This is a genomic window from Paenibacillus humicola (genome assembly GCF_028826105.1).
GTDB classification, from domain to species: Bacteria; Bacillota; Bacilli; order Paenibacillales; family Paenibacillaceae; genus Paenibacillus_Z; species Paenibacillus_Z humicola.
On sequence record NZ_JAQGPL010000001.1, the window covers coordinates 1,489,373 to 1,513,011 of the forward strand.

21 protein-coding genes and 1 pseudogene are annotated in these 23,639 nt (G+C 57.7%); 14 read left to right on the top strand and 8 right to left on the bottom strand.

All coding sequences use genetic code 11. From position 1 onward, the window contains the following. Window positions 1-41: 41 nt before the first annotated feature. The 3 genes from PD282_RS06980 (at window position 42) to PD282_RS06990 (ending at window position 1,985) form a co-directional block, all read left to right on the top strand. Window positions 42-752 (top strand): YhcN/YlaJ family sporulation lipoprotein, encoded by a 711-nt coding sequence (locus PD282_RS06980; RefSeq protein ID WP_274649627.1) that lies wholly within the window; start codon window positions 42-44, stop codon window positions 750-752. A gap of 214 nt (window positions 753-966) precedes the next feature. Then, on the top strand, window positions 967-1,191 hold the full coding sequence (locus PD282_RS06985; protein ID WP_274649628.1) for a helix-turn-helix domain-containing protein: 225 nt from the start codon (window positions 967-969) through the stop codon (window positions 1,189-1,191). Between the two features lie 152 nt (window positions 1,192-1,343). After that, window positions 1,344-1,985, top strand: a complete 642-nt coding sequence (locus tag PD282_RS06990) for a CBO0543 family protein (protein WP_274649629.1) — start codon at window positions 1,344-1,346, stop codon at window positions 1,983-1,985. A gap of 102 nt (window positions 1,986-2,087) precedes the next feature. On the opposite strand, the gene PD282_RS06995 is transcribed toward PD282_RS06990, so the two are convergent. Beyond that, window positions 2,088-2,243: a hypothetical protein gene (locus tag PD282_RS06995; RefSeq protein WP_274649630.1), complete on the bottom strand. Its 156-nt coding sequence runs from the start codon at window positions 2,241-2,243 to the stop codon at window positions 2,088-2,090. A gap of 206 nt (window positions 2,244-2,449) precedes the next feature. Between PD282_RS06995 and PD282_RS07000 the strand changes: the two genes are divergently transcribed. Together PD282_RS07000 and PD282_RS07005 are read left to right on the top strand one after the other, a co-directional pair. Next, window positions 2,450-3,586: a DNA sulfur modification protein DndB gene (locus PD282_RS07000; protein WP_274649631.1), complete on the top strand. Its 1,137-nt coding sequence runs from the start codon at window positions 2,450-2,452 to the stop codon at window positions 3,584-3,586. Continuing rightward, the gene (locus PD282_RS07005; RefSeq protein WP_274649632.1) at window positions 3,586-4,758 is read left to right on the top strand and encodes a DNA sulfur modification protein DndB; all 1,173 of its coding nucleotides are present in this window, start codon (window positions 3,586-3,588) and stop codon (window positions 4,756-4,758) included. Before PD282_RS07000 ends, PD282_RS07005 begins: the two co-directional genes overlap by 1 nt. Window positions 4,759-4,870: 112 nt before the next feature. On the opposite strand, the gene PD282_RS07010 is transcribed toward PD282_RS07005, so the two are convergent. After that, window positions 4,871-5,173 (bottom strand): Dabb family protein, encoded by a 303-nt coding sequence (locus PD282_RS07010; RefSeq protein ID WP_274649633.1) that lies wholly within the window; start codon window positions 5,171-5,173, stop codon window positions 4,871-4,873. Between the two features lie 116 nt (window positions 5,174-5,289). After that, window positions 5,290-6,180, bottom strand: a complete 891-nt coding sequence (locus PD282_RS07015; protein WP_274649634.1) for a LysR substrate-binding domain-containing protein — start codon at window positions 6,178-6,180, stop codon at window positions 5,290-5,292. A gap of 167 nt (window positions 6,181-6,347) precedes the next feature. Between PD282_RS07015 and PD282_RS07020 the strand changes: the two genes are divergently transcribed. The 5 genes from PD282_RS07020 to PD282_RS07040 are packed head-to-tail and all read left to right on the top strand — an operon-like array spanning window position 6,348 to window position 11,713. Next, window positions 6,348-7,295, top strand: a complete 948-nt coding sequence (locus PD282_RS07020; protein ID WP_274649635.1) for a carbohydrate ABC transporter permease — start codon at window positions 6,348-6,350, stop codon at window positions 7,293-7,295. Between the two features lie 5 nt (window positions 7,296-7,300). Then, window positions 7,301-8,128, top strand: coding sequence for a carbohydrate ABC transporter permease (locus PD282_RS07025; protein WP_274649636.1), 828 nt, complete (start codon window positions 7,301-7,303; stop codon window positions 8,126-8,128). Between the two features lie 50 nt (window positions 8,129-8,178). Continuing rightward, window positions 8,179-9,519, top strand: coding sequence for an ABC transporter substrate-binding protein (locus tag PD282_RS07030; protein WP_274649637.1), 1,341 nt, complete (start codon window positions 8,179-8,181; stop codon window positions 9,517-9,519). A 38-nt stretch (window positions 9,520-9,557) separates the two neighbouring features. Then, window positions 9,558-10,274, top strand: coding sequence for a 2-phosphosulfolactate phosphatase (locus tag PD282_RS07035; protein WP_274649638.1), 717 nt, complete (start codon window positions 9,558-9,560; stop codon window positions 10,272-10,274). Further along, window positions 10,271-11,713 carry an alkaline phosphatase family protein gene (locus tag PD282_RS07040; protein WP_274649639.1) on the top strand — a complete coding sequence of 481 codons (1,443 nt, stop codon included), beginning with the start codon at window positions 10,271-10,273 and terminating at the stop codon, window positions 11,711-11,713. Before PD282_RS07035 ends, PD282_RS07040 begins: the two co-directional genes overlap by 4 nt. A gap of 91 nt (window positions 11,714-11,804) precedes the next feature. On the opposite strand, the gene PD282_RS07045 is transcribed toward PD282_RS07040, so the two are convergent. Beyond that, a complete protein-coding gene (locus tag PD282_RS07045) occupies window positions 11,805-12,758 on the bottom strand; it encodes a helix-turn-helix transcriptional regulator (RefSeq protein ID WP_274649640.1) in 954 nt (317 codons plus the stop codon). Window positions 12,759-12,974: 216 nt separating this feature from the next. On the opposite strand from PD282_RS07045, the gene PD282_RS07050 reads away from it, so the two are divergent. Further along, a complete protein-coding gene (locus PD282_RS07050; protein ID WP_274649641.1) occupies window positions 12,975-14,459 on the top strand; it encodes an alpha-N-arabinofuranosidase in 1,485 nt (494 codons plus the stop codon). 101 nt (window positions 14,460-14,560) lie between these two features. After that, a complete protein-coding gene (locus tag PD282_RS27560) occupies window positions 14,561-14,752 on the top strand; it encodes a DUF6171 family protein (RefSeq protein WP_476703964.1) in 192 nt (63 codons plus the stop codon). 382 nt (window positions 14,753-15,134) lie between these two features. Here PD282_RS27560 and PD282_RS27565 read toward each other — a convergent pair. The 4 genes and pseudogenes from PD282_RS27565 to PD282_RS07075 form a co-directional block, all read right to left on the bottom strand. Beyond that, window positions 15,135-15,500, bottom strand: a pseudogene (locus tag PD282_RS27565) (DUF1980 domain-containing protein); the annotation flags it as partial. Between the two features lie 16 nt (window positions 15,501-15,516). Beyond that, window positions 15,517-16,689 (bottom strand): permease, encoded by a 1,173-nt coding sequence (locus PD282_RS07065; RefSeq protein ID WP_274649643.1) that lies wholly within the window; start codon window positions 16,687-16,689, stop codon window positions 15,517-15,519. 154 nt (window positions 16,690-16,843) lie between these two features. Next, window positions 16,844-17,800 (bottom strand): L-lactate dehydrogenase, encoded by a 957-nt coding sequence (locus PD282_RS07070; protein ID WP_274649644.1) that lies wholly within the window; start codon window positions 17,798-17,800, stop codon window positions 16,844-16,846. Window positions 17,801-18,129: 329 nt separating this feature from the next. Next, window positions 18,130-19,131 carry a lipoate--protein ligase gene (locus PD282_RS07075; protein WP_274649645.1) on the bottom strand — a complete coding sequence of 334 codons (1,002 nt, stop codon included), beginning with the start codon at window positions 19,129-19,131 and terminating at the stop codon, window positions 18,130-18,132. Between the two features lie 291 nt (window positions 19,132-19,422). Between PD282_RS07075 and dgoD the strand changes: the two genes are divergently transcribed. Beyond that, window positions 19,423-20,571, top strand: coding sequence for a galactonate dehydratase (gene dgoD / locus PD282_RS07080; protein WP_274649646.1), 1,149 nt, complete (start codon window positions 19,423-19,425; stop codon window positions 20,569-20,571). Between the two features lie 263 nt (window positions 20,572-20,834). Further along, entirely contained in the window at window positions 20,835-23,273 is a 2,439-nt protein-coding gene (locus tag PD282_RS07085; protein WP_274649647.1) for a glucuronyl esterase domain-containing protein, read from the top strand. Window positions 23,274-23,639 lie beyond the last annotated feature (366 nt).

The window sequence follows — 23,639 nt, forward strand, 5'->3', positions numbered from 1 at the left end:
GCGGGCCGACAGCCAAGTTTGACGAAACGGAGGATTACAACATGCAGCGCACGCTCAAGTTGCTTGCAGCCGGCGCCCTCATCGGAACGATGTTATCCGGCTGCATGGAAAAACAAGGGGACCTGGGGAACCGGAATATCCGGGAGCAGGGGGTTCGTTTTGACGCCAACGGCAACCGGATCCTGAACAAACGGTTCGCGGACGACCAGATGAACGAAATGAACCGGGTCGACGGCCGCAGGCTGAACAGCAATAACATCGTCGGTTCGCATGCCAACTACCGGCTCGAGATGAGCGACGAAATCGCCGACCGGATTGCGGCGATGAAAGAAGTGAACCGGGCCTATGTCATGCTGACGGACAACAACGCGTACGTTGCGGTTTCGCTCAATGAAGGGACGAAGGGCGGCAAGGAGAACGACGGCAAACAACCGCCGCTTAGCCGCACGAATCAGGCGTTCCAGCGTCCGGGCATTTTGAACCCGTTAAACTACGGCGCAAGTCTGCCGGGCACCTACAGAATCCAATCGGCCGACGTCGCCGGAGCGCTGAAGGACAAAATCGCCCGCGAGGTGCAGCGCATGGCCCCGCAAATCAAGAACGTCTATGTTTCGGCCAATCCGGACTTCATGAGCCGCATGACGTCCTATATGGAAGACGTTCGGCTCGGGCATCCGATTCAAGGCTTTGTGGCCGAATTCAACGCCATGGTCGAGCGGGTATTCCCGGCTCGGTCCGGAGCGGCTCATTAAACGTATCGTTTCCTGAACGGCCTTCTTCATTCGTCTTTCCCCGATAACCGGCCCATGGCGGCCGGTTATTTGCGTATTTGGCCCGCAAATGGCCGTATTCCGCCCATTTTTGATGGATACCGCACCGATGCAATCGCCCCTTCATACTATAATTTGACTGTATCCCTTCACCTTGTATACCATATAAAACCCGAGCAAGGAGGGGTGACAAATCTTGAAGGGTAGCGACCAGAAGAGCAAGTTTTTACTAACTCATCGTGAGCGCGAAGTCTTCGAACTGCTGGTTCAGGACAAAACGACAAGAGATATTGCGGGACAGCTGTTTATCAGCGAAAAAACCGTCCGTAACCATATCTCCAACGTGATGCAGAAATTGAACGTCAAAGGTCGTTCGCAAGCGGTTGTCGAGCTGATCAAGCTTGGGGAGTTAAAAATTTGATGTTCATCGTATACCTTGCTGAGCCTTCTCGCATTCGTTTCCTGAACAGGGAAGCGGATGAAGGGGGCTTTTGGTTTATCCGCGGATTTGAATAGTCCGCCCCCGCCGGCGAAATAATAACAAGCAAACCGAATGCCGAAGGTGGAATCCCATTGACTCCCGGACAATCCGAGCTCATCGACAAAATCAGGCGTCTGCAAGTGGAAATCGCGAATCGCACGTACGATTACTGGATGCTCTACAGCCATCCCGGAACGTGGCAGTTCTGGACGCTGCTACTGCTGTTCGTGCTGCCGCTTGTCGCATTGTTCTTTTTTCTTGACCGGAGAAGAGCGCTGCTGATCGGGTTTTTCGGCTTCAACATCCATGTCTGGCACACGTACGTCGATCTGCTCGGAACGAACTACGGGCGCTGGGCTTATCCGTACCGCCTCTTTCCGTTTATGCCGGAAAGCGTCGTAATCGATTCGTCGCTCGTGCCCGTTGCCTTTATGTACGTTTATCAATGGACGCTGATCCGGGGTAAAAATTTTTACGGGTATGCGGCGGCGCTCAGCCTGTTTTTCGCTTTCCTGGTCAAGCCCGCTCTGATCACCTTCGGATTGTTCGAAATGTATGCGGGAATGAATGTCGTTCTGTTATGGATCTCGTTCCTCTTTGTCGCGGTCGTATCGAAATGGATAACGGATGTGTTCCTCTCGATTCAAATAAGAGGAGAAGGCGAGTCCGGCCGCCGGGAACCCGGCCTTCCGCGCATTCGCCGCTGGTTTTCGCTCCGCGAGCGGGTGAAATAAGCGCCTTGCATCGTCCGGCGTTCCCGCTATCCGCGCTGCGCAACTCGCCCGGCGCACGGCCATTCCGGCCGGCGGCCGGGCGAGTTTCGTTTCGCTTCCGCGTTAATCCCCGTTTTTCTCCGTGTACTCATCCTGATCGCTGTTCCAAATAAAATCGATTCCCGGCTCGACGCCCGGAATCGCGCCTTCAACGGCCTGCTTCTCCTGCTGCTCGGGTTCGTGCTCCGGCGCGGCCTTCGGCTCGTTTTTCTCCGTCATGTCGGCTTCAGCTCCTTTCACGGACAAGTATGCCCCAAACCGTTCGAACCCACGCTTTGCCGGGGGAAACGAAGGTTTAAATTTTTCTCATCCTGCCGATTGAATCGTGGAAAAGCGGTTAAACATAGATATTAACGAGTCGTCAACATTGCGAACATGGAAATATTCGTATATTCTGAAATTAAAACAAAAATGGAGGTTTACTGATGGAACCCGTACAATCGTTATCCGATTTGCTCTCGACAAGTCAGACCGGCACCTCCGTGGAAGTCCCCGGAAGACTTGCGCGAACGTTCGGACAATCGACGCTGTCGACGACGCTGCCGATGAGCAAGCTGTTTTCGATCTATGAAATCGATCTGGAAGTGCAGCGCCAGCTTATTCCGAAAAACGTGTCCCGCCTCGTGGATTACGTGCTGCTGTATTTGGACCACGGCCAAAACATTTATTTTCCCGGAGTCATTCTGTCCGCTCGCGGAGCGGGCCGGTACGACACCGCAGGTGAAAAATATTATTTGTCGCCCGTCGAGAAATGCTACGTAGTCGACGGACAGCACCGGCTGGCCGCATTCCGCCGCGTTATGGAAACGCTTCAGGGCAACATGGCGCGGGCGAAGGACCGGCGGGAGTACGACCGCGTCGAGGAAATTACGCTCAAGCTGCGCAAGCTGTACGATTTCCCGATGTCCGTCATGATTTATTTGGACATCAACGCGCGCCAGGAGCGCCAGCTGTTCTCGGACATCAACAAGCTTCCGCGGAAAATCGGCGGCAATTTGGCCGTGCTGCGCGACCAGCGGCGGTTCTACCATATAATGGCGACTCGTCTCGTCATGGAGCACGACGTGATGGACCGGCTGCCTACCGACATGTTCTCGGAACGGGGACGGGGCGGCGAGTACATTTTCGCGTATTCGCTTGTGATCGAAATCCTGATCGCCCTGTTCGAGGGACGACTCAAATCGGCGGCGCGGAACAACGGCTATCACTATTCGGAGCAGGAGCTTGACGAGCATTTGGAGCAGGCGGTGTTCTACTTCACGACCATGCTGCGCTATTTGCCCGAGCCGGACCGCGGTCAGCTGTGCTGGTCGGAGAACCTGCAGATCGCGCTGGCGCTGTTCCTGCATGAAGAGGCGTTCAAAACGCTGCAGTTCAACAACTATTCGCTCGAATACGCCATGAAAATTTTGCCGCATGTCGATTGGAGCCAAATCTACAAGGACGACGAGAAGGACCGTCTTCCGCGAAGAAGCCGCATCATGAAAGCGTACCAGTATATTCGCGAGTTTTTCGACAGCCAGCATCTGTTTCTCATTTCGGATAAGGAGGACGCCAGCTGATGATGGAATTGGACGGACTCAGGCTCAATATGACGATTCACCCGTACTGCGGGCGGTTCGGGCTAGCCACCGTATCGCTGCGGGTTCATGATTTGCTGAACTATACGACGATCGATCCGATGGTCCAGCGCAAGCTGAGCGGAGGACAGCGACGGAAAATCACCAATTATTTGCAGGAACGCGAGCTGGACCATGTCTTTTTCGGCCCGGTTACGCTGTCGCTGCGCGACGTAAGCCTGCTGGCCAAGGCGGACGGTCATCTGGTGCTGCAGCACGGCTCGAAGCTGAGCATCCTGGACGGCCAGCACCGGATTCTGGCGCTCGGGTATACGAACGAGCAGCTGCTGAAGGAAGCCCGGAAATACGAGCGGGAAGCCGCAAGGCTGAAGCTGAAGGTCCGGCGTTATCCGGAGGAGACGCATCTGCAGGAGGAGCTGGAGCAGACCGAAGGGCTGCTGGCGCAGGTGGAATCGCGCCGTCTGGACCTGCTCGAAACCGAGCTGTCCGTGCAGCTGTATGTCGGGCTCGGCGAAGAAGAGGAAAAGCAGCTGTTCGGCGATATCAACTCCAAGGTTCAGCTCGTCAGCAAAGAGCTCGGCCATTCGTTCGACGGCAGCGATCCGCTGAACATCGTCCTTCAGCAGGTGGCGGACCATAACGAGCTGCTGAAGACGGTCGGCATCGAACGCCGCAACAACCTGACGGCCTACAACAAAAATTTTACGTGCTTCAGCTGGATGTATTCGATCGCTTCGCTGCTGTACACGGGTAAAATGAACCCGTCCTACGAGCTGGCCCGCCGCATCCGCAGAGATATGACAAGCCATGTGGAGCTGATGCACCAGTTTTTCAACGCGGTGCTGCCGCATATGCCGGAGCAGCCGGGGACGGCGCAGTACATTTCGTCCAGCCGCGTGATCCAGGAATCGATCGCGCTGTACGCGCACGATTATTTGTATGCCGGCGGCAAATATAATACGGATTGGGCGTCATGCCTGGAGGTTTTGAGCCAGATCGACTGGACGCACGACAATCCGGAGCTGATCGAGCGGTTCGGTCAGCTGGATAACGGCAAGCTCAACCTGGTGCACGAGAAATCGATGCGCAAGCATGCGAACGTCGTCGAATATTTGAAGGAGCTGGGCGGCCGCCTGGAAAGTCCGGCCGTTTGACGCCTTGGACATACTTAAAGAAACGCCGGGCTTTCGTCGTATGACGAAAGCCCGGCGTTTTTCGGGTTTATGGCGAGCCGCAGCTCGCCTGTGATGGCGTCCGCCGTCCCGGTCACCGAATCGGATAGTCGGCGACGACAACGTTGTCGAGCAGCCCGGCCAGCGAACGGACAAATTCCTGATGGACCGGATGCGGACCGTACGCGCGCAGCGCCTCGCGGTCCTCGAACGTCACGCGCAGCCCGAGCGTATAGCCCCGGATGTTGTCCGTTTCCTCGGTTTCGTTCACGCCCGCGCTCAGCTCGACAATGCCGGGAATTTGGCCTTTGAAGGAGAGCAGCTTGTCCAGCAGCTCCTGACGCTTCTCCGGCGTCAGGCTGTCGTTGAATCGAAACAGCACCAGATGTTCGAACATCGTATCCCTCGCTTCTGCACAATAGATTTGCACTCCGGTTCATTGTAGCAGGGAACGGGCCGGGAAAACAGCCTCATTTTTGCGCTTCGCTAATGTGCGGACTGCAGCGAGCCTCATCATCTCATGTTACGGTAAATATCCACGAACTCCTTTGAGATTGGCGTTAGAAACCGATTTTTGTTGTAAATGAGAAAGATGCTCCGGGACAGCGTTTTCGAGTCCAGACTTTTATAGATCAATTGACCGCTTTCCACTTCGTCTTTCACGGCCAGCCGCGACAGCATGGATATGCCGAGCCGGTTCATAACGGCGCGTTTGATGGCTTCCGTCGTGCCAAGCTCGATGCCGGTCTTTCGTTCGGCCGGATACTGGCCGGCCCACGCGTCCATCATGCGGCGGGAAGACGAATCCTGCTCCCGCAAAATCCAATGCTCGTTCCGAAGGAGGCTCTCCGGATCGATTCGCCCGGCATCGGCTAGCGGATGTCCGGGATATAAAACAAGACCGAGCTCGTCGTCCTCCAAGGAGGTAACGACGAGATCCGGGTCGTCGATTTTGTTGTCGGCCACAATGCCGAAATCGACTTCGAATTTTTTCGCCATATCCACGATTTGCGGCGCATTCTTCACCTGCAGCACCATTTGCATGTCGGGATACGCTTCGCGCATTTTACCGAGCAGCTTCGGCAATATATAGGTCGCAGGCGTATTGCTGGATCCAATAATGATTTTCCCAAGCTTGAACTTCGCATAGCCGGAAAGCACCTGCTCCGCTTCTTCGGCCCAGGCCACAATGCGGGATGCATAGTGCAGAAGCGCTTTTCCTTCCTCCGTTAGCAGCACCATGCGATGCTTATAAATAAAAAGCTGCGCCCCCGTCTGCTGCTCCAAATTTTTCATATGAAACGTAACGGACGGCTGCTTGATGCCAAGACGTTCCGCGACAATCGTCAATTTCTTATGTTCCTCGATCAAGACGAGGATCTTCAACTGCTGCAGCGTAAACATTCCGGTACCATCCCTGTACTATAGATATTATTTATACAATATACCTAAGAAGTGTTGAATACATTAATTTATTTTTAAAATCGCGTTAACTTCAAGCTTATAATTGCTTTTTATACTGAAACCGTAATCCAGAAGAACACATTTTGGAGGGAAGGAGCCTGGGACATATGGAGGATCAGGTTGCCGTAAACCGAAACGTGATCGTTTCGGCCAAATTCACGCAGCGCCTGCAGCCCGGAAAAAGAATCTACATCAAATCGCTGACACCTTATTTACTCGTATTTCCGGCTATGGCGTTTCTCATCGTCTTCGTGATGCTGCCGCTGCTCATGACGGCTGCGCTCAGTTTTACCGACTGGAATCTAATCTCGGTCGATTATAATTGGGTCGCGCTGGACAATTACCGCCAGATGCTGACGGACTCGAAATTTTGGAAGGTCGTCGGCAATACATTGGTGTTCGGCGTCTTCTCCGTCGGATTTACGATTGCCGCAGCCATGGTCCTGGCGGTGCTGCTGAATAAAAAAATCAAGGGGATGCCTTATTTCAGAAGCTTGGTGTTTATGCCTTACATTACGCCGATGGTTGCGGTCAGCACCATATGGATCTGGATGTTCGATCAAAATTTCGGTTTGATCAACTGGTTCTCCGAATTGTTCGGCGGGCCTCAAATTCCTTGGCTGACCAAACCGGGCTGGGCGATGATTTCCGTCATCATCGTGAAGATTTGGAAAGTCGTCGGGTATTACACCGTGCTGCTCATCGCCGGCATGCAAAACATACCCGAGGATTTGTACGAAGCGGCCCGCATCGACGGTTCGACCGAGCGGAGCCTTTTCTTCCGCATTACGCTGCCTTTGCTGTCGCCATACGTTTTGTTCGTCGTGATCGTTGCCGTCCTCGCTTCGTTCCAGGATTTCGACATGGTGTATACGATGACGGGCGGCGGACCCGCGGACAGCACGAACATGATCATCTATTATTTGTATCAGTTCGGTTTCGAGTTTTTTGAAGCGGGCTACGCTTCCTCCGTGTCGGTATTCCTGTTTCTCTTCCTGTTCCTCATCACTTGGCTGCAAATGGCGGTTTCCAAGAAGTGGGTGCATTACGGATGACCGGGATGCGGAGGCTGCAACATTCGGTAATCGTCGGATTTCTGCTGCTGATTGCTCTCATTATGGCGCTTCCGTTCTTTTGGATGCTCGTCACCTCATTGAAATCGTTCGACGAGGTGTTCGTGAATCCGCCGCAGTTCATTCCGGCTTCTTTTCAATGGCAGAATTATGCCGCCGCGCTGCACGCCGCGCCGTTCGGGCGATATTTTTTCAACAGCGTATCCATGACGGTTCTTCTCACCGTTTTTCAGCTCGTCACCTCCATTCTCGCGGCATACGCTTTTGCCCGGATGAGGTTCAAGGGCCGCCAAACGATGTTTTTGATGGTGCTCGCCACGATGATGGTTCCGATTCAAGTGACGTTTATACCGAATTTTCTCATCATCAACAAGCTGGGATTGTTCAATACGTACTGGGCGTTGATCGTTCCGTTCTGCGCCAGCGCCTTCGCGATTTTCATGATGAGACAAGCCTTCCTGCAAGTTCCGAAGGAATTGGAGGAGGCGGCGACGCTGGAGGGCTGCAATCATCTGCAAATCATCCGGCACGTCATGATTCCGTTGTCGACATCTCCGATTCTCACCTTCGTATTGCTGAGCTTTATATGGCACTACAACGATTTTTTCTGGCCGCTCATCGCTACGAACGACGAGCATTTGAGGACGATCCAGGTCGGCCTGTCCGGCATGCTGTCGGAAGAGGGAGGAAGCCAGGGCACGAAGTGGAATGTCGTGATGGCCGCATCGTCGCTGATCGTCTCGCCGCTCATTGTCCTGTTCATTTTCGTGCAGAAAAATATCGTTCAAGGGATCGCCACGACAGGCTTGAAATAAATTCCGCGGCTTCGCAAGGTAACGCAAAAACGAGGATAAAGGAGCTTACCATGAAAAAGATATCGATGCTTTTGCTTGTCGCCTCCATGATGACCGTTTCCGCCTGCTCAAGCGCCAAACCGGCCGATACCGGTTCTTCCGGCACCGCGTCGTCGGCAGCGGGTTCGTCCGGAAAGCCGGCCGCGCCCGTCGAAATCGAGTTTTGGCACGCGATGGGAGGCGATTCCGGGGATGTTCTTCAGAAACAAATCGATGCCTTCAATTCATCGCAATCCGAAGTTGTCGTCAAACCCGTATTCCAGCAAAGCTACGACACGACAGGAGAAAAGCTGCAGGCGGCCGTCGTAGCCGGAAAAGTGCCGGATATCGTCCAATTGAACACCCGCGTCTGGCCCGGATTTGCCGCAAACGGAGCCCTTCTGCCTTTGGACGGCTACATCAAGAACGACCCGGATATCCGTTTCGATGATTTTAATAAAGGTCTGCTCGTCAACACCGCATTGAACGGCAAGCAGTATACGCTTCCTTATAACCGGAGCACTCCGATTTTGTATTACAATAAAGATATTGTGAAACAGCTCGGATTGGATCCCGAAAACCCGGTCCCGACCTGGGACGACCTCGCTGCTGCAGCGAAGAAGGCAACGATCGCGAAAAACGGAAAGATCGAGCGGTTCGGTTTTGCCGCGAGCATGTCGGGCTGGTATGACTATTCCATGATCTGGTCGGCAGGCGGCGATGTCCTCGGTCCCGACATGAAGACCGTGCTGCTGGACAAGCCCGAGGCGGCGCGAGGATTGCAGCTGTGGGTCGATATGGTCAACAAGGACAAAACGATGATGCCTCCGGTCGGCGGAACGAGCACCAGCAGCTCCGGCGCGGGTCAAAGTCTGGACACCGGCTTTTTGAACGGACAGGTCGTATTCTTTATCAGCAGTACGGCCGGACTCGCGAGCATGCAGAAAAACGCGAAATTTGAACTCGGCACGGCGTTCCTGCCGAAATTCAACGCATATGCCACCCCGACGGGCGGCGCAAACCTGGCGATTATGGCCAAAGCGCCGAAAGAGAAGCAGGATGCAGCCTGGAAATTTATCAAATTCATGACGTCCAAGGAACAAACGATTTTCTTCTCGCAAAACACGGGCTATTTGACGGTGCGCAAATCGGCGGAGGAAGCGCCGGAAATGCAGAATTACTATAAACAAAATCCGAATTTCACGGTTGCCTTGAAGCAGTTGGAATACGCCAAGGAGGTCCCTTCGCTCGAGGCAACGAAACGGATTGAAACCGAGCTGAACAATGCGATGGAAAAAGCGGTCACGACGAATACGCCGGCGGCCGATGCGATGAAGGAAGCGGCAGACAATGTCAGAACATTTTTGAAGTAAATCAGCTGTGTTTGACTCGGAGAGGACTGGGAAAGCAAATGGAAATTAACATTTATCAGTTTGTCGAGGGGGCTCGGCAGGCGAAGGGCTTAACCGTTATTATCGATGTATTCCGGGCCTTTTCGGCTGCCTGCTACGTTACGGCTAACGGGGTGAAGGATCTGTTTCCGATCGGAAGCATCGAAACCGCTTATCGGCTGAAGAAGGAAAACCCCGGGTTCATCCTGATGGGAGAAAGGGGAGGCCGGATTCAGCCCGGCTTCGATTACGGCAATTCCCCGTTCGCCGTGAAATCCGTCGATTTTACCGGGAAGACCGTCGTGCATACGACAAGCGCGGGCACGCAAGGCATCGTGAGCGCGGTCCACGCGGATGAAATTATTACCGGAAGCTTCGTCAACGCGGGCGCCGTCATCGATTACATCCGTATGAAAAACCCGCAGCATGTATCGTTGGTCTGCATGGGATGGGAAGCGGCGGAAGAGGCGGACGAAGATACGCTGTTCGCAAATTACGTGAAGAACGGACTGGAAGGCAAACCTAACGATTTTGAAGCCATCGTTCATTATTTGCGCAGCGATAGCAAAACCGGGAAGTTTCTGGACGTCCGCGGCGACGTTTCCGCCCCGTCCGAAGATTTCGACCTGTGCCTTTGTTTGGACCGGTTCCCGTTCGTGCTCAAAGCCGAGAGATACGGAGAAGCGATGATAAGGCTCGCAAAAATCAATGTAAACGAATGGAGGTCCATAGGATGAAGATGCAGGAGGAACGCCGCCGTGTCCTCATTATCGGAACGGACGGCCTCAGGCCGGACACCGTCGATCCCGAGCTGATGCCGACTTATGCCGAGCTCATGAAACGCGGCACGCTGTTCACCTCGTTCCACGCCGCTTACCCGTCGGAAACACGGGTCAGCATGACGACTCTGACGACCGGCGTGTATCCCGGCAGCCACGGCGTCGTCAGCAATTTGAAATATGTGCCCGGCTTCGGCGAGGACGGTTTTGTCCAAACGGGAAACGACAAGCATTTGTTGTCGTTCCAGGGAATGAAATCCGAGCCGCTGATTCTCCTCCCGACGCTTGGCGACCGGCTGCACAAGCATGGGAAACGCCTTGCCGTAGCCGCTTCCAGCTCGCCGGGTGCTTCGCTCCTTTGGAACTTGAACCATCCGGAAACGGTCGTCAATCCCTCCTCTTCGTACGGGGTCGGCGAAACGGAGCGGCTGCACCGCCGGCTCGGTCCGGTTCCGGAAGAGCGGACAAGGGTGAAGAAAGAGCGCGCGCTGTGGGCTGTCCGGGCGCTGATCGATGTCCATTTGAAAAATCCGGATAATCAAGCGATGGTATTATGGCTGTCCGAACCGGACTCGAGCCAGCACGATTACGGACTCGGGTCTCCGGAAAGCAAGGAAGCCCTTCGTTTGGTCGACCGGTGCGTAGCGGATGTATTAAAAGCCGCGGAAGAGGAAGGTCTTGCCGACCAGCTCGATCTGTTCCTCATCAGCGATCACGGCCATTCGACGCTGCATGCCGAGGGGGCGCTGCAAAGTCACGTACAGAAGGCGTGCCGCGAATTGGGGGCAGAAAACCGTTTCGTCACGACCGGACATTACGTGTTTCCGGCTGCCGGTCAAGCGCCGTCGTTCAAGGACACCGCCGCACTCGTTGAATGGCTGCAAGGACAAGAGTGGTGCGATACGGTATTCGCGGGAGACCCGGCCTATTGCGAACTGCCCGGCGTGCTGCCGCTGGAGCTGCTTCTCGGGCCGATTGCCCACGACCGCGCGCCGCTTCTTGCCATCCAGCCCAAATGGACCGGATCGGCCAACGAATTCGGCGTTAAGGGCGCGATTCAGGGGCTTACGTCATCTTCCGTTCGTTCTTCGCACGGCACGGCAAGCCCGTACGACGTTCGTGCATTCTGTTTGGGCGTAGGCGGGAGCTTCAAGCAAGGCCGCGTGTCCGATATCCCGTGCGGGATCGTCGACATTGCCCCGACGGTCTGTCACTTGATCGGCCTTCGGACGGAAACCGGCTTTGACGGCCGCATCCTTGCCGAAGCGCTCCGGCCGGAGCTGGTCGACGAACGCCTGTCGAAGCCGGAGATGACGGAATCGAAATATACCGGAGGATTCGGAGGCTTCAAGGTATTTAGCGTAAACGGCACAAAATATGTTACCGGATGCTCGTGACTAACAATGCTGCGCAGCAGCAGACGATCCTGTCCCGATCACGGCGGCGGCCGGCCCGGTTCCGAACTCAACGGGCTGGCTTAAGCGCCGGTCACGTTTCGAACAGCACTTCCCCGGTCAGCGACAGATCGTAGCCGTGCATGAGCCGCAGCTCGTTCCGGAACGCCTCCGACCGCAGGATGCGCAGGACGGCGTCGATCCAGGACCGGTTATCGGGCCGCTTCAGCATCACAAGATCGTACCGTTCCTGGATGAGCGGGATAAACTCGACGCCCCCGACGAAACGCGCCGCCTTCTCGATGCCGACGCCCGCGTCGGCTTCGCCGGCGGCAACCTTTCCCGCGACCGCGAGATGATTGTTTTCCGTGCGCTCGTATCCGTTCACCCCGGAGGCGGGTATACGCAGCAGCCGAAGCTGCTCGTCGAGCAGCACCCGCGCGCCGGAGCCCGGCTCGCGGTTGACGATGCGCACGCCGGGCCTGCTCAGGTCGGACCAGTCCTTGATGCGGTGCGGGTTGCCCTCCTGCACGTAAATTCCGGCCGGCCGGGACAGCAGGTTCGCGACGAGAAAGGACTGTCCGACCAGCAGCTTCCGGATATAGGGAATATTGTATTCGCCGGTATCGCCGTCAAGCAGATGCGTGCTGACGATGTCGGCTTTGCCGAGATACATGGAGACGAGGCTGTCGAGGCTCCCGACGTATTCGCGCAGCGGCCTTGTACCGGGTGCGCTTTTCTCCATATGCTTGGCCAAGATATCGAGGCTGATGTCCTGCCCCGTGATAACGATCCGGCGTTCGGCCGACCGGTCCGGAGCGGCCGGCTGCTTTTGTTCGCCGGCCGGCGCAGCAGGCTCCGGCGGTACCGGCATACCGTTTTTGTGCCGCCGCTTGTATGCTTCCAGGTCGGCGGCATCGACGCGCATCTGCTTGCCGACGCGATAGGAGGGAAGCTCGCCTTTTTTGATTAAATCGTACACCGTCAGCTTGGATATTTTCAGCATTTGGGCGATTTCCTCGGTCGTATAGGAAATGTCGCTTGCCACTTTCGCTCCTCCTTCGCATGTGAACGCCGTTAAAGCTTTGGTTCCATTATAGCAAATAACGATCCTCGGCTCGCGGTTTCCGCCGATCCGGCGAAAAAGGGGTTGCACGGCGGCGGCGGACAAACTATGATGTTTTTAGGATTAATAAAAGGTTACATCAATTAATTGAACTATTAATCCAAGGTGATAGAAGATCCGATCGGAGGGAACATCAGAATGGCAAACGGCGTTATCATTAACGCGGATGTACAGAAGGGAACGATTGACCGCAACATTTACGGCCATTTCGCCGAGCATCTCGGCCGCTGCATTTACGAGGGCCTTTGGGTCGGGGAGGATTCGGCCATCCCGAATACGAACGGCATCCGCAACGACGTATTGGAAGCGCTTCGAAAGCTGAGTATTCCCGTGCTGCGCTGGCCCGGAGGCTGCTTCGCCGACGAATATCACTGGAAGGACGGCATCGGGCCGCGCGAGCAGCGCAAGCGGATGGTCAACACCCACTGGGGCGGCGTGGTGGAAAACAACCATTTCGGGACGCACGAATTTCTGATGCTGTGCGAAATGCTCGGCGCGGAGCCGTATATTAACGGCAACGTCGGCAGCGGTACCGTGCAGGAAATGAGCGAATGGGTCGAATACGTGACGTTCGACGGCGAATCGCCGATGGCGGACCTGCGCCGGAAGAACGGGCGGGAGAAGCCCTGGAGCCTGAAATATTTCGCCGTCGGCAACGAGAACTGGGGCTGCGGCGGCAATATGCGGCCGGAATTTTACGCCGACCTGTACCGGCAGTTCCAGACGTATGTCCGCAATTACGGCAGCAACAAGATTTACAAAATCGCCTGCGGGGCCAACAGCTTCGACTACAATTGGACCGAGGTGCTCATGCGGCAGGCGGGCAAACTGTTGCACGGCCTGAGCCTTCACTATTACACGGTGCCGAAAACGTGGGCGGACAAAGGCGCGGCGACCGGCTTCCCGGTGTCCGAATGGTATTCGACGCTTCAGGCGACGCTCCGGATGGAGGAGCTGCTGACGAAGCATTCCGCCATTATGGACCAATACGATCCGGACAAGCGGGTCGGCCTGATCGTGGACGAATGGGGGACGTGGTACAACGTCGAGCCGGGCACGAATCCGGGCTTCCTGTACCAGCAAAACACGATCCGCGACGCGGTCGTGGCGGGCATCAACTTCAACCTGTTCCATAAGCACTGCGAGCGGGTGAGGATGGCGAACATTGCGCAGACGATCAACGTGCTGCAGGCGATGATATTGACCGAAGGCGCACAAATGGCGCTGACGCCGACCTATCACGTCTTCGACATGTTCAAGGTGCATCAGGATGCGGCCGCGCTCGACGTCCATGTCAGCACCGACATGCTGGAGGACGAAGGGGGAGCTCTGCCGCAAATTAGCGCTTCCGCATCGAAGGCGGCGGACGGCACGATTCATGTCAGCTTATGCAACCTGAGCCACGACAGCTCGGCGGATGTCGCGATCGATTTGCGCGGAACAGGCGGAATCGGCTTCGTGGACGGAACGGTGTTAACGGCGGACGCCATGGACGCCCACAACACGTTCGAGAAGCCGGATGCGGTGAAGCCGGCGCCGTTCGGCAGCGTGACCGGTCAGGGCAGCCGTCTCTCCGCGTCGCTGCCGCCGATGTCCGTCGTCGTGTTGGCCATTAAGGCTTAAGGCTTCGCGCGAAGATGAGCGGCATCCCCGAATCTTCGGCTTCCGCGCCGTGTAAAGGCTGCCAGGCCGACGTCCGCGTCACCGAGCGGCAAATCGCGCGTATGCTGGCTGCGATCGAAGCGGGCTCGTTCGATCTGGTGCCGGACGAGCGGTATGCGGAGCGGCTCGCGGCCTGCCTGTCGTGCGATTCGCTGCAATACGGCACGACGTGCGCGTATTGCGGCTGTATCGTGCATGTCCGGGCGAAGCTGGCGGATAAAGGCTGTCCGAAGCCCGGCGCATCGAAATGGTAATCTGCGGCATTAACCGAAGTTGTAATCCGGGTAAATATACGGTTCTTTGGCAGGCTTGATGCTCGTCACGTTCTCCGCCTTCAGCACCATGATCTGCTGGCCTTTGTATTCCGTTTTGCCAAGCGTGCCGGAGCGTCTCCATGTAATCCTTTTCCTTCACGCGGACGATGGGCTGCTGGTACAGCTGAATGCCGTATTTGGCATACGCCCCCGTATATTCGTCAGCCGGGAACATCGCCTTCAGCTTCGCCTCGCCGGTGAGCGGCGCGCCCGGCTTGGCCGCGGCGGTTTGCGCCGGAGAGGCGGTTGTTCCCGCCTCCCCGCCGGTGCGGCTTTCCTTCTCCTTGATCGCTTGCGAGGTGCTGAGCGTAATCCCTTTCTGCGCGGCCATCGCACTGCCGATCATCGTGTCCGGCGACAGAAAGCCGGCGGCGAGCGGAAGGACGAACAGGCCGTATACGAGCAGGCTGCGGACGAACGAGCGCGGCGGTAGATGCTCGCAGCCGCAGTTGTCCGTCCGGCGGATCCGGGAGCGGTACGCCTGATAAACCTGGACGACGGCCACGACGTAAAGAGCCATTGCGGCCAGCTTGACATAGCCGGACATCCGCGGTGCGATATACAGCGTCAGGCTGCCGGCGATTTGCAGCCGGACAATGTAGAAGGCGATGCCGCCCAGGATGACCGCCCGCAGCAGATGATGGGCGGTCATCCTTCGTTCGGAAGGGGCTTTCATTACAGCTTCCATAACGGGACCTCCGTTCTTATGAATTCGACCACAGCTGGCCGGCGGCCAGCGAGCCGACGAATACGACGACCGCGATCAGCGCGATCAGCTTCAGCACAAACCGGGAGCGGAAGACGGACAGCATCATGAGCGTGCTTTTGAAATCGACCATCGGGCCGAACACGAGAAACGCGAGCAGCGCTCCTTTGGGGAAAATACCGCTGAATGATGCCGCGATGAAGGCGTCCGACGTCGAGCACAGGGAAATGATAAAAGCGAAGCCCATCATGAGCAGATGCGCGCCGAAAGCCCCGCCGCTCAAGGATACGAGCTCCTGCCGGCTGACGAACGTCTGAATCGCCGCCGTCAGACAGGCGCCGATCATCAAATATTTGCCCATTTCGAAAAACTCGTCCGACGCGTGGCTGAACACGGAAAGCAGCCTTCCCGAAAAGGTGCGGGGATGATCGTGATGATGGTCGTGAGGATGATCATGACGCAGGCTGTGACGATGATGATCATGACGATGGGTATCAAGGTGATCATGGGCATGCCCGCGTTTGTGACTACGAGCTTGTCCATGCTTATGCACTTGTTCGTGAACAAAAGCGTGATCATGCCCATCATCATGCGCGTGCCCTTGGCCGTCCGCGTCCTCCTTCAGCGGGTTCCGGCCGCCTACATAGTACAGTGCGAGGCCGACGGCCGCGGCAACGGCGAAGGCGAGCCCCAGCCGGTAATAAACCATCGCTTCGTCAGTGCGGAACGCCATATACGTCGCCGCGAAGGTGACCGGGTTGATGATCGGCGCGGCGAGTATGTACGCAATGCCGATGTACGGCGGCATCCCTTTGCCGATCAGCCGCCGGACGATCGGAATCATGCCGCACTCGCATACGGGAAGCAGGATGCCGAGCAGGCAGGCGAACGCGACGCCGAGCAGCGGATTGCGGGGGACGAGCCGCCTCAGCAGCTCATCCGATACATACAGGTGGAGCAGCGATGAAATGAAAACGCCGAGCAGGATGAAGGGCAGCGCCTCCAGAAAAATGCTGACGAACACCGTTTTCAGGCTCTGCCACTGCGCGCCGGAAATATGAAGCGGCACGGCGATGGAGCCCAGCCTGGTTCCGGTCAGCAGCAGCAGGATCAGCGCGATGACGCCGAGCGTCGCCGCATTCAGGCTCCACCGGTAGATGGAATGGATCATCCGCTTATGGCTCCTTCTTAATAGTAAGTGTTACGATTTATTGTAGGGGAAAAACAAGCCACCGTAAAGTGAAAAAAACCGCATCGTTCGAGGCTGCGGTTGTCGGATTGTGATGGAAGAACGGGCCTGGATGAAAGGGAAAAAGGCCGGACAGCTACAGCTTCAGCCGCGAGGCCGCTTCCCGCAGCACGGCGAACGACCGGGCCAGCCGCTCCTGCTCATCCGGCGTCAGGTTCAGCTCGACCAGCTCGGCAACGCCCTGCCTGTTCAGGATGGCGGGCACGCCCGCGCACAGGTCCCTGCAGCCGTATTCGCCGTCCAGCACGGCGGAAACGGCTGTTATTTTATGATCGTCGTTCAGGATCGAGCGGACGATCGCGGCGATGGCGCTGGCGATGCCGTAATACGTCGAACCTTTGCGCTGCATGATTTCCCAGCCGGCATCCCGCGTCTTTGCTTCGATTTCCTCCAGCTTCAGGTGCCCGAACCGCTGCGGGTGCTGGGCCAAAATATCGAGGACCGGTTTGCCGCCGATCGTCACGTGCGACCAGGCCGGAAACTGCGATTCGCCATGCTCGCCGAGCACGTAGCCCTGCACGCTGCGCGGGTCGACGGGCAAATGCTCGCAGAGGAGCGTCTTCAACCGGGACGAATCGATCGACGTGCCCGTGCCGACGACGCGCCCGCGCGGCAAACCGGACCATTTCCATACCGCATACGTGATGATGTCGACGGGATTGGCCGCATTAACAAAAATGCCGTCGAAGCCGCTCGCCATAATTTGCGGGACGGCCGATTTATAAATGTCCGCCGTGCCTTCGAGCAGATCGAGCCGCGTCCCGCCCGGCTTCGGCTTGGTGCCGGCGCACAGCACGACGATATCGGCGTCGCCGCAAGCTTCGTACCCGCCCGCGGTCACCTTCGTCCTCGAATGGGTGAAATCCGAACAATGCGACAGATCGAGCGCATGCGCGAGGCTCCGCTCCTTCGTCCGGTCGATCAGCACAAGCTCGTCGCAGATCGACTGATTGACGAGCGAATAGGCGCAGCTCGAGCCGACGAAGCCGGTGCCGATCACGGCAACCTTACGCGTTTTGCATCCCACGTACATGCCCCCTTTCCTTCTCTCGTACTCCATTATATGTATGCGTGAGAAAGTGTTGACATCGCAGCGGGAAGAAAAATAACGCCTCGCGGACAAGCGGTCCCCGCCCGCAGCAAAAAAGGACGAACCCGAGGCTGACGCAGCCGGGCGGACGGCGTCAGCATCATGTTCGTCCCTGCAAAGGCGAGGCGGGCGCGACGGCGTCAGCATCATGTTCGTCCCTGCGAAGGCGAGGCGGGCGCGACGGCGTCAGCATCATGTTCGTCCAAAGGTTAAGGCGCGGGCGCGGCAGCGTAAGGCTGCCGCAGCGCTCCGTAAGCCCGGCACGGCGGCCGTCAGTCGCGCAGCAGAAGCAGCCCGGCGAACTCGTCCGCCGACAGGCTGCCGAAGTATCGGTTCAAATCGACCTCCGCGAGCGCTTTGCGGATCGCATCCTCTTCGTAGCGAACGCCGGTCAGCAGCTCCTCCAGCTCGGCCGTGTCGGCGATACCGAAGAAATCGCCGTAAATTTTAACGCCGGTCATCCGGCCGCCCGCCACATCGAGGCGGACGTCGACGATCCCGGCGGGAAACTTGCACGCATGCTGAACGTTGGATTTCGGCGAACGGCCGTAGTTCCAGTCCCAGCTGCGGTAGCGCTCGTCCGCCAGCCGCCGCACCGCTTCCCAGTCCCGTTCCGTCAGCGGATAAACGGGCGCCTCCTCCGGCTCGCAGCCGAACAGCGCGCGCAGCAGCTCGTTTTTGAACTCGCCGATCGTCATCGGCCGGTCCAGAAATTCGGAAATGTTCGCCACGCGGGCGCGCACCGATTTCGTGCTTTTCGATTCGATTTTCATCGGCTTTACCCGCAGGGCGGATGCGATGCTGTCCATCTTCGAGTCGAACAGCAGCGTGCCGTGGCTGAACATGCGCCCCTTTGTGCTGAACTGCGCATTGCCGGAAATTTTCCGCTCGCCGACCTGAATGTCGTTGCGCCCGGTCAGCTCCGCCTGAACGCCGAGCCCCCGCAGCGCTTCGATGACCGGCCGGGTGAATTTCGCGAAATTGCGGAAGGAGCTGCCGTCGTCCTGCGTGATGAAGCTGAAATTCAAATTGCCGAGGTCGTGATAGACGGCGCCGCCGCCCGACAGCCTGCGAACGACGTGTATGCCGCGGCTGCGAACATAGCTGTCGTTGATTTCCTCCATCGTATTCTGGTTTTTGCCGATGATGATGGACGGCTCGTTGACATAGAAAAGCAGATAGGTTTTATCCGCCGGAAGGCTGCGCAGCGCGTATTCCTCTAGGGCGAGATTGAGCGCGGGGTCGTGGATATCCCGGTTGTCGATAAGCCGCATAGGCGTCCTCCTCCGATCGCAAATCTTACCTTTCATTACAGCAATCGCGGCGGGCAAAGTCAAATCGTCCGCGGCTTAGCTCGCCTGCCCGAACCATGCGAGGCGGGCGGCGTCGCTCAGCTCCCGAAGGCGCAATGAAAGCGTTCTATAATAATCGCGCATCCGTGCATAAAAAAAGGGTACGGCCCTTCAGCCGAAAGGGGAGCCGTGCTATATTTTAGCTATTCGGGCGGTGCGCGCAGGCCGCGGCCGCCGGACCATTTTCACGCATGAAGGAGTCGTTCGCGGGTCATGAAAATCGCAAAGCTGGAATTGTTTAAAGTTCCACCGAGATGGCTGTTTCTGAAAATAACGACAGACGACGGGCTTTCCGGCTGGGGCGAGCCGATCGTCGAAGGGAAAGCGGATACGGTTGCGGCGGCGGTCGAGGAGCTGTCGCAAGATCTGATCGGGAAAGATCCGCGGCGGATCGAGGATTTGTGGCAGGTCATGTACCGGGGCGGCTTTTACCGCGGCGGCCCGATTCTGATGAGTGCGATTTCGGGCATCGAGCAGGCGCTGTGGGATATTAAAGGCAAGTTTTACGGCGCTCCGGTATATGAGCTGCTCGGCGGCGCGTGCCGCGACAAAATCAAGGTCTATAACTGGATCGGCGGCGACCGGCCCTCCGACGTGCGCGACGCGGTGAAGCGCCAGATCGCCTCCGGCGTGTCGGCCGTCAAAATGAATGCCACCGAGGAGCTTCACTACATCGATTCGTTCGACAAGGTGCAGCAGGTGATCGAGCGGGTCGCGGCGGTCAGGGAGACGGGAGGGCCGTCCTTCGGCATCGGCATCGATTTTCACGGGCGGGTGCACAAGGCGATGGCCAAAATTCTCGTCAAGGAGCTCGAGCCGTACCGGCTAATGTTCATCGAAGAGCCGGTGCTTCCGGAAAATAACGAGGCGCTGAAGGAAATTGCGCGGCACACCTCGACGCCGATTGCGACCGGGGAGCGCATGTATACGCGATGGGGCTTCAAGGAGCTGCTGCACCAGGGCGTCGCGGACATTATCCAGCCGGATGTCTCCCATGCCGGCGGCATTCTCGAGACGCGCAAGATCGCCGCGATGGCGGAGGCTTACGACGTGGCGCTGGCGCCGCACTGCCCGCTCGGACCGGTAGCGCTGGCGGCCTGCCTGCAGGTCGACGCATGCTCGCCGAACGCGTTCATCCAGGAGCAGAGCCTTGGCATCCATTACAATGCGGACGGAGATCTGCTCGATTATGTGAAGGATGCGGGCAGCCTCCGCTACGAGGGCGGCTTCGTCGCCGTTCCGGAAGGTCCGGGGCTTGGTATCGAAGTGGACGAAGACAAAATCCGCGAGCTGGCGAAGAAAGGCCACGACTGGCACAACCCGGTCTGGCGCAACGAGGACGGAACGGTCGCGGAGTGGTAAGACGCCGGGCCATCCCGCCGCCTAAGTTCAGCCGTGAACCGGCGGAAGAGGTGCCCGGCGTTTTCGGGCTTCGTCTTCGGGGTTTACCGATTTAATAAGTTCGCTTACAAGCCTCCTCGCCTGAATGCGGGCGGGGAGGCTTTGTCATGCGCACAAGCTGCAACTGCTAACTTTTGTTAACGAAACCCTTACTTTTATTTATGTTCACGTCGTTCTTCCTCCTCTACGATGAAGGTGTATGCCATTTATGGGGAGGTTGAATCATGTATAAACGATGGATTGTGCCGTTCGCCGCCGCATTGATGCTCTTCGGGGTGTTCGGAACGGCGACGGCGGCATCGAATTTCGCGCCCGATCCGGCAGGACCGATGCCGTCGGAGCAGCTGAATTCGCAATTTACGATCCAGGACATCGTTGTGGACGGTAAGCCGGATGCCGCGTACGACGCCGCCGTGCCTTCGAGGATCGCGCACGGGAAAAACGCGGCCGCGACCGCGGACCTCGCGGCCGATACATACGGCGAGCTTCGCTCCGTCTGGGACGGTCCGGTGCTTTACCTGCTGGTCCAGGTGCACGACAAAACGAAGTCGCGCAGCGCCGCAACCGATACGGGTCTGAGGCAGGACGACGCCAACAATCCCGCGATTCGCGACAGCGTGGTCTTCATGCTGGACTTCTGGAACGACAAGGTCGACAAATTCCAGGACGACGACGGCATCTTCACCGTCAGCTCCAACGGGAACCTGACGTACGAGTTCAATACGGCCGTCAACAATCACTCGTCTGTTCATGCTTACCCGCAGGACCGCGAATACACGAACCGGATCAAGAGCTATGCCGCGACCGATACGCCGGACGGCTACAATGTCGAGCTGGCGCTGCAAATCGAAGGCGCGAAGCTCCAGAACGGCACCAAGTTCGGCGTCGACGTCGCGATCAGCGATTCGCCCGCCGAGGGCGTATCCCGGACCGGCTACGTGTTCTGGAGCCACGACAACAATGCGTATACGGCGCTCAGCCAGGACCACTCCGTCGACTGGGGCACCGTGATGCTCGCCGGCTGGAACGGTACGGATCCGTTCAAGTTCAGCGACTGGGTGCTCCGTAACACGATCCGCTGGGTCGAATCGCCTTCACTTGTCAAAGGCGTGTGGACCCCGGCGACGGAATCGGAGCTGAATGCGGCGCTGGCGGCAGCCAAAGCGACGGTCGGTTCCACCGATCAAGCGGCCGTCGACGCAGCGGCCAAACGTCTGCAGGACGCGATTGCCGCGCTGCGCTGGGCCGATACCAAATATCCGGACCCGATGGACCTGCCGTCCCAATTTACGCTTCCCGACCCGTGGACGTATTTTGACGGCAGCAAGGTCAAAAGCAAAGGCGACTGGTTCCGCAAAGGCGGCCGCCGCGACGAAATTTTGGATTTGGCCCAGTTCTACGAATACGGCTACAAGCCGGGCGCGCCGGACAAAATGTCGATTACGGACGTTGCGCCGGTTCCGGCTAGTCCGGGCGTCTTCGTCGATGGAATCGGATACATCGTTCCGCCGTCTCCCGCGGGGCTCGGCATTACCGTTTCCATGACGTACGGCAAAACGACCGCTCCGATCACCTTTACGCTATACCCTCCGACGGAGGAGGCCAAGCGGAAGGCCGGCCATAAAGGGCCGGTGCCGGTCGTCATGAGCTTCGGCGGCTTCATCCCCGAGTACTCGGATGCCGGCTATGCCGTTCTGGCCGTTCCGCCCAGCGTTACGACGGACGACCGGAACGACCCGTGGGGCGCCCGCAGCGGCACGTTCCGCACGTTTTTCCCGTACACCCGCAACGGCGACCCGCTTGAGATCAGCAACGAGATGGGCGCCGCCTGGGGAGCGTCCCGGGCCATCGACGCCCTGGAGCTGCTGTCCAAATCGGGAAATAAATACGGCAAAGGCGTAAACAAGCTGATCGATCCCGGCAAGCTGGCGGTTACGGGCCATTCCATTTATGGCAAATACGCCTTCGTTTCCGCCGTCTTCGACGACCGGATCGACGTGTGCATTCCGAGCGCGGCGGGCGCAACCGGCCCCTCCCCGTACCGGTATGTCTACATTGGTCATCAATACAGCTGGGGCACCGCAAGCGGCACCGAAATGCTGGGCGATACGATCCGCCACAATCCGGGCCGCACCACCGAGCTGTTTCGCCGCTTCCTGACGCCGGGCCGCTTCTATGAACGCCTGGACGGCGCCTGGGGCTACGGCGACCGCATCCCGTTCGATCAGCATGAGCTGGTGGCGACGCTGGCGCCGAGAGCAATCGTGCTGCACAACACCGTGAACGACTACGGCGACGGGGCGGAGAGCGATCCGCTGGGCCTGGAAGCCGCGAAGTTCGTGTACAAGACGCTCGGCTACGACGCCGACGACCTGGTGAAGTTCAACGTCCGTCCGTTCGCCGCCACCCGCGAGCACGCCGAGGACACGCCGCAGCGGCAGCGGACCGCCGAGTACCTGGATCATTATTTCTACGGCAAGAAAATGCCGCCCGAAACCGACGCCTACCTGAACGACGATCCGTTCGACGATCAAGGGGCGAAGGCCGAAAACGCGTATAACCGTTATTTCGGAGGCTACGCAACGCTCGCTCCGTGGAAGGATTATAAGTTCCCGGGCAAGCCGGATCATCCGGGCAAACCGGAGCACCCGGGCAAGCCGTAACCGCGCGTCATTCCGATCACTCCGGCGCCCGAAGCCTTCTCCGGGAACGCCGAATAAACCGATTTCTCCTTTTCCGTAAGCGGGTATTTTTTGCCGCGCATTGGAACTTCAATCAAAACCGCCGAAAGCGACCGCTTTCGGCGGTTTTGTTTTAAACGCTAAAGCGCGAGGCCGGCGATTGGCCGTTATCGTCGCAAGTCCCGGCTCGTTTTTAGGTTTTATTTACCCCTTGCGCCCTTTTCTTTACGCCGTTTTTACTTCTGCCTGTATTAGAATTTCATTGGGCCGAGGGAGGGGGAGTCGATGCGGAATGCCAATGGACCGGAGAACTGGGGCCATGGAGGAGTAAATCATGAACAGCTCGGA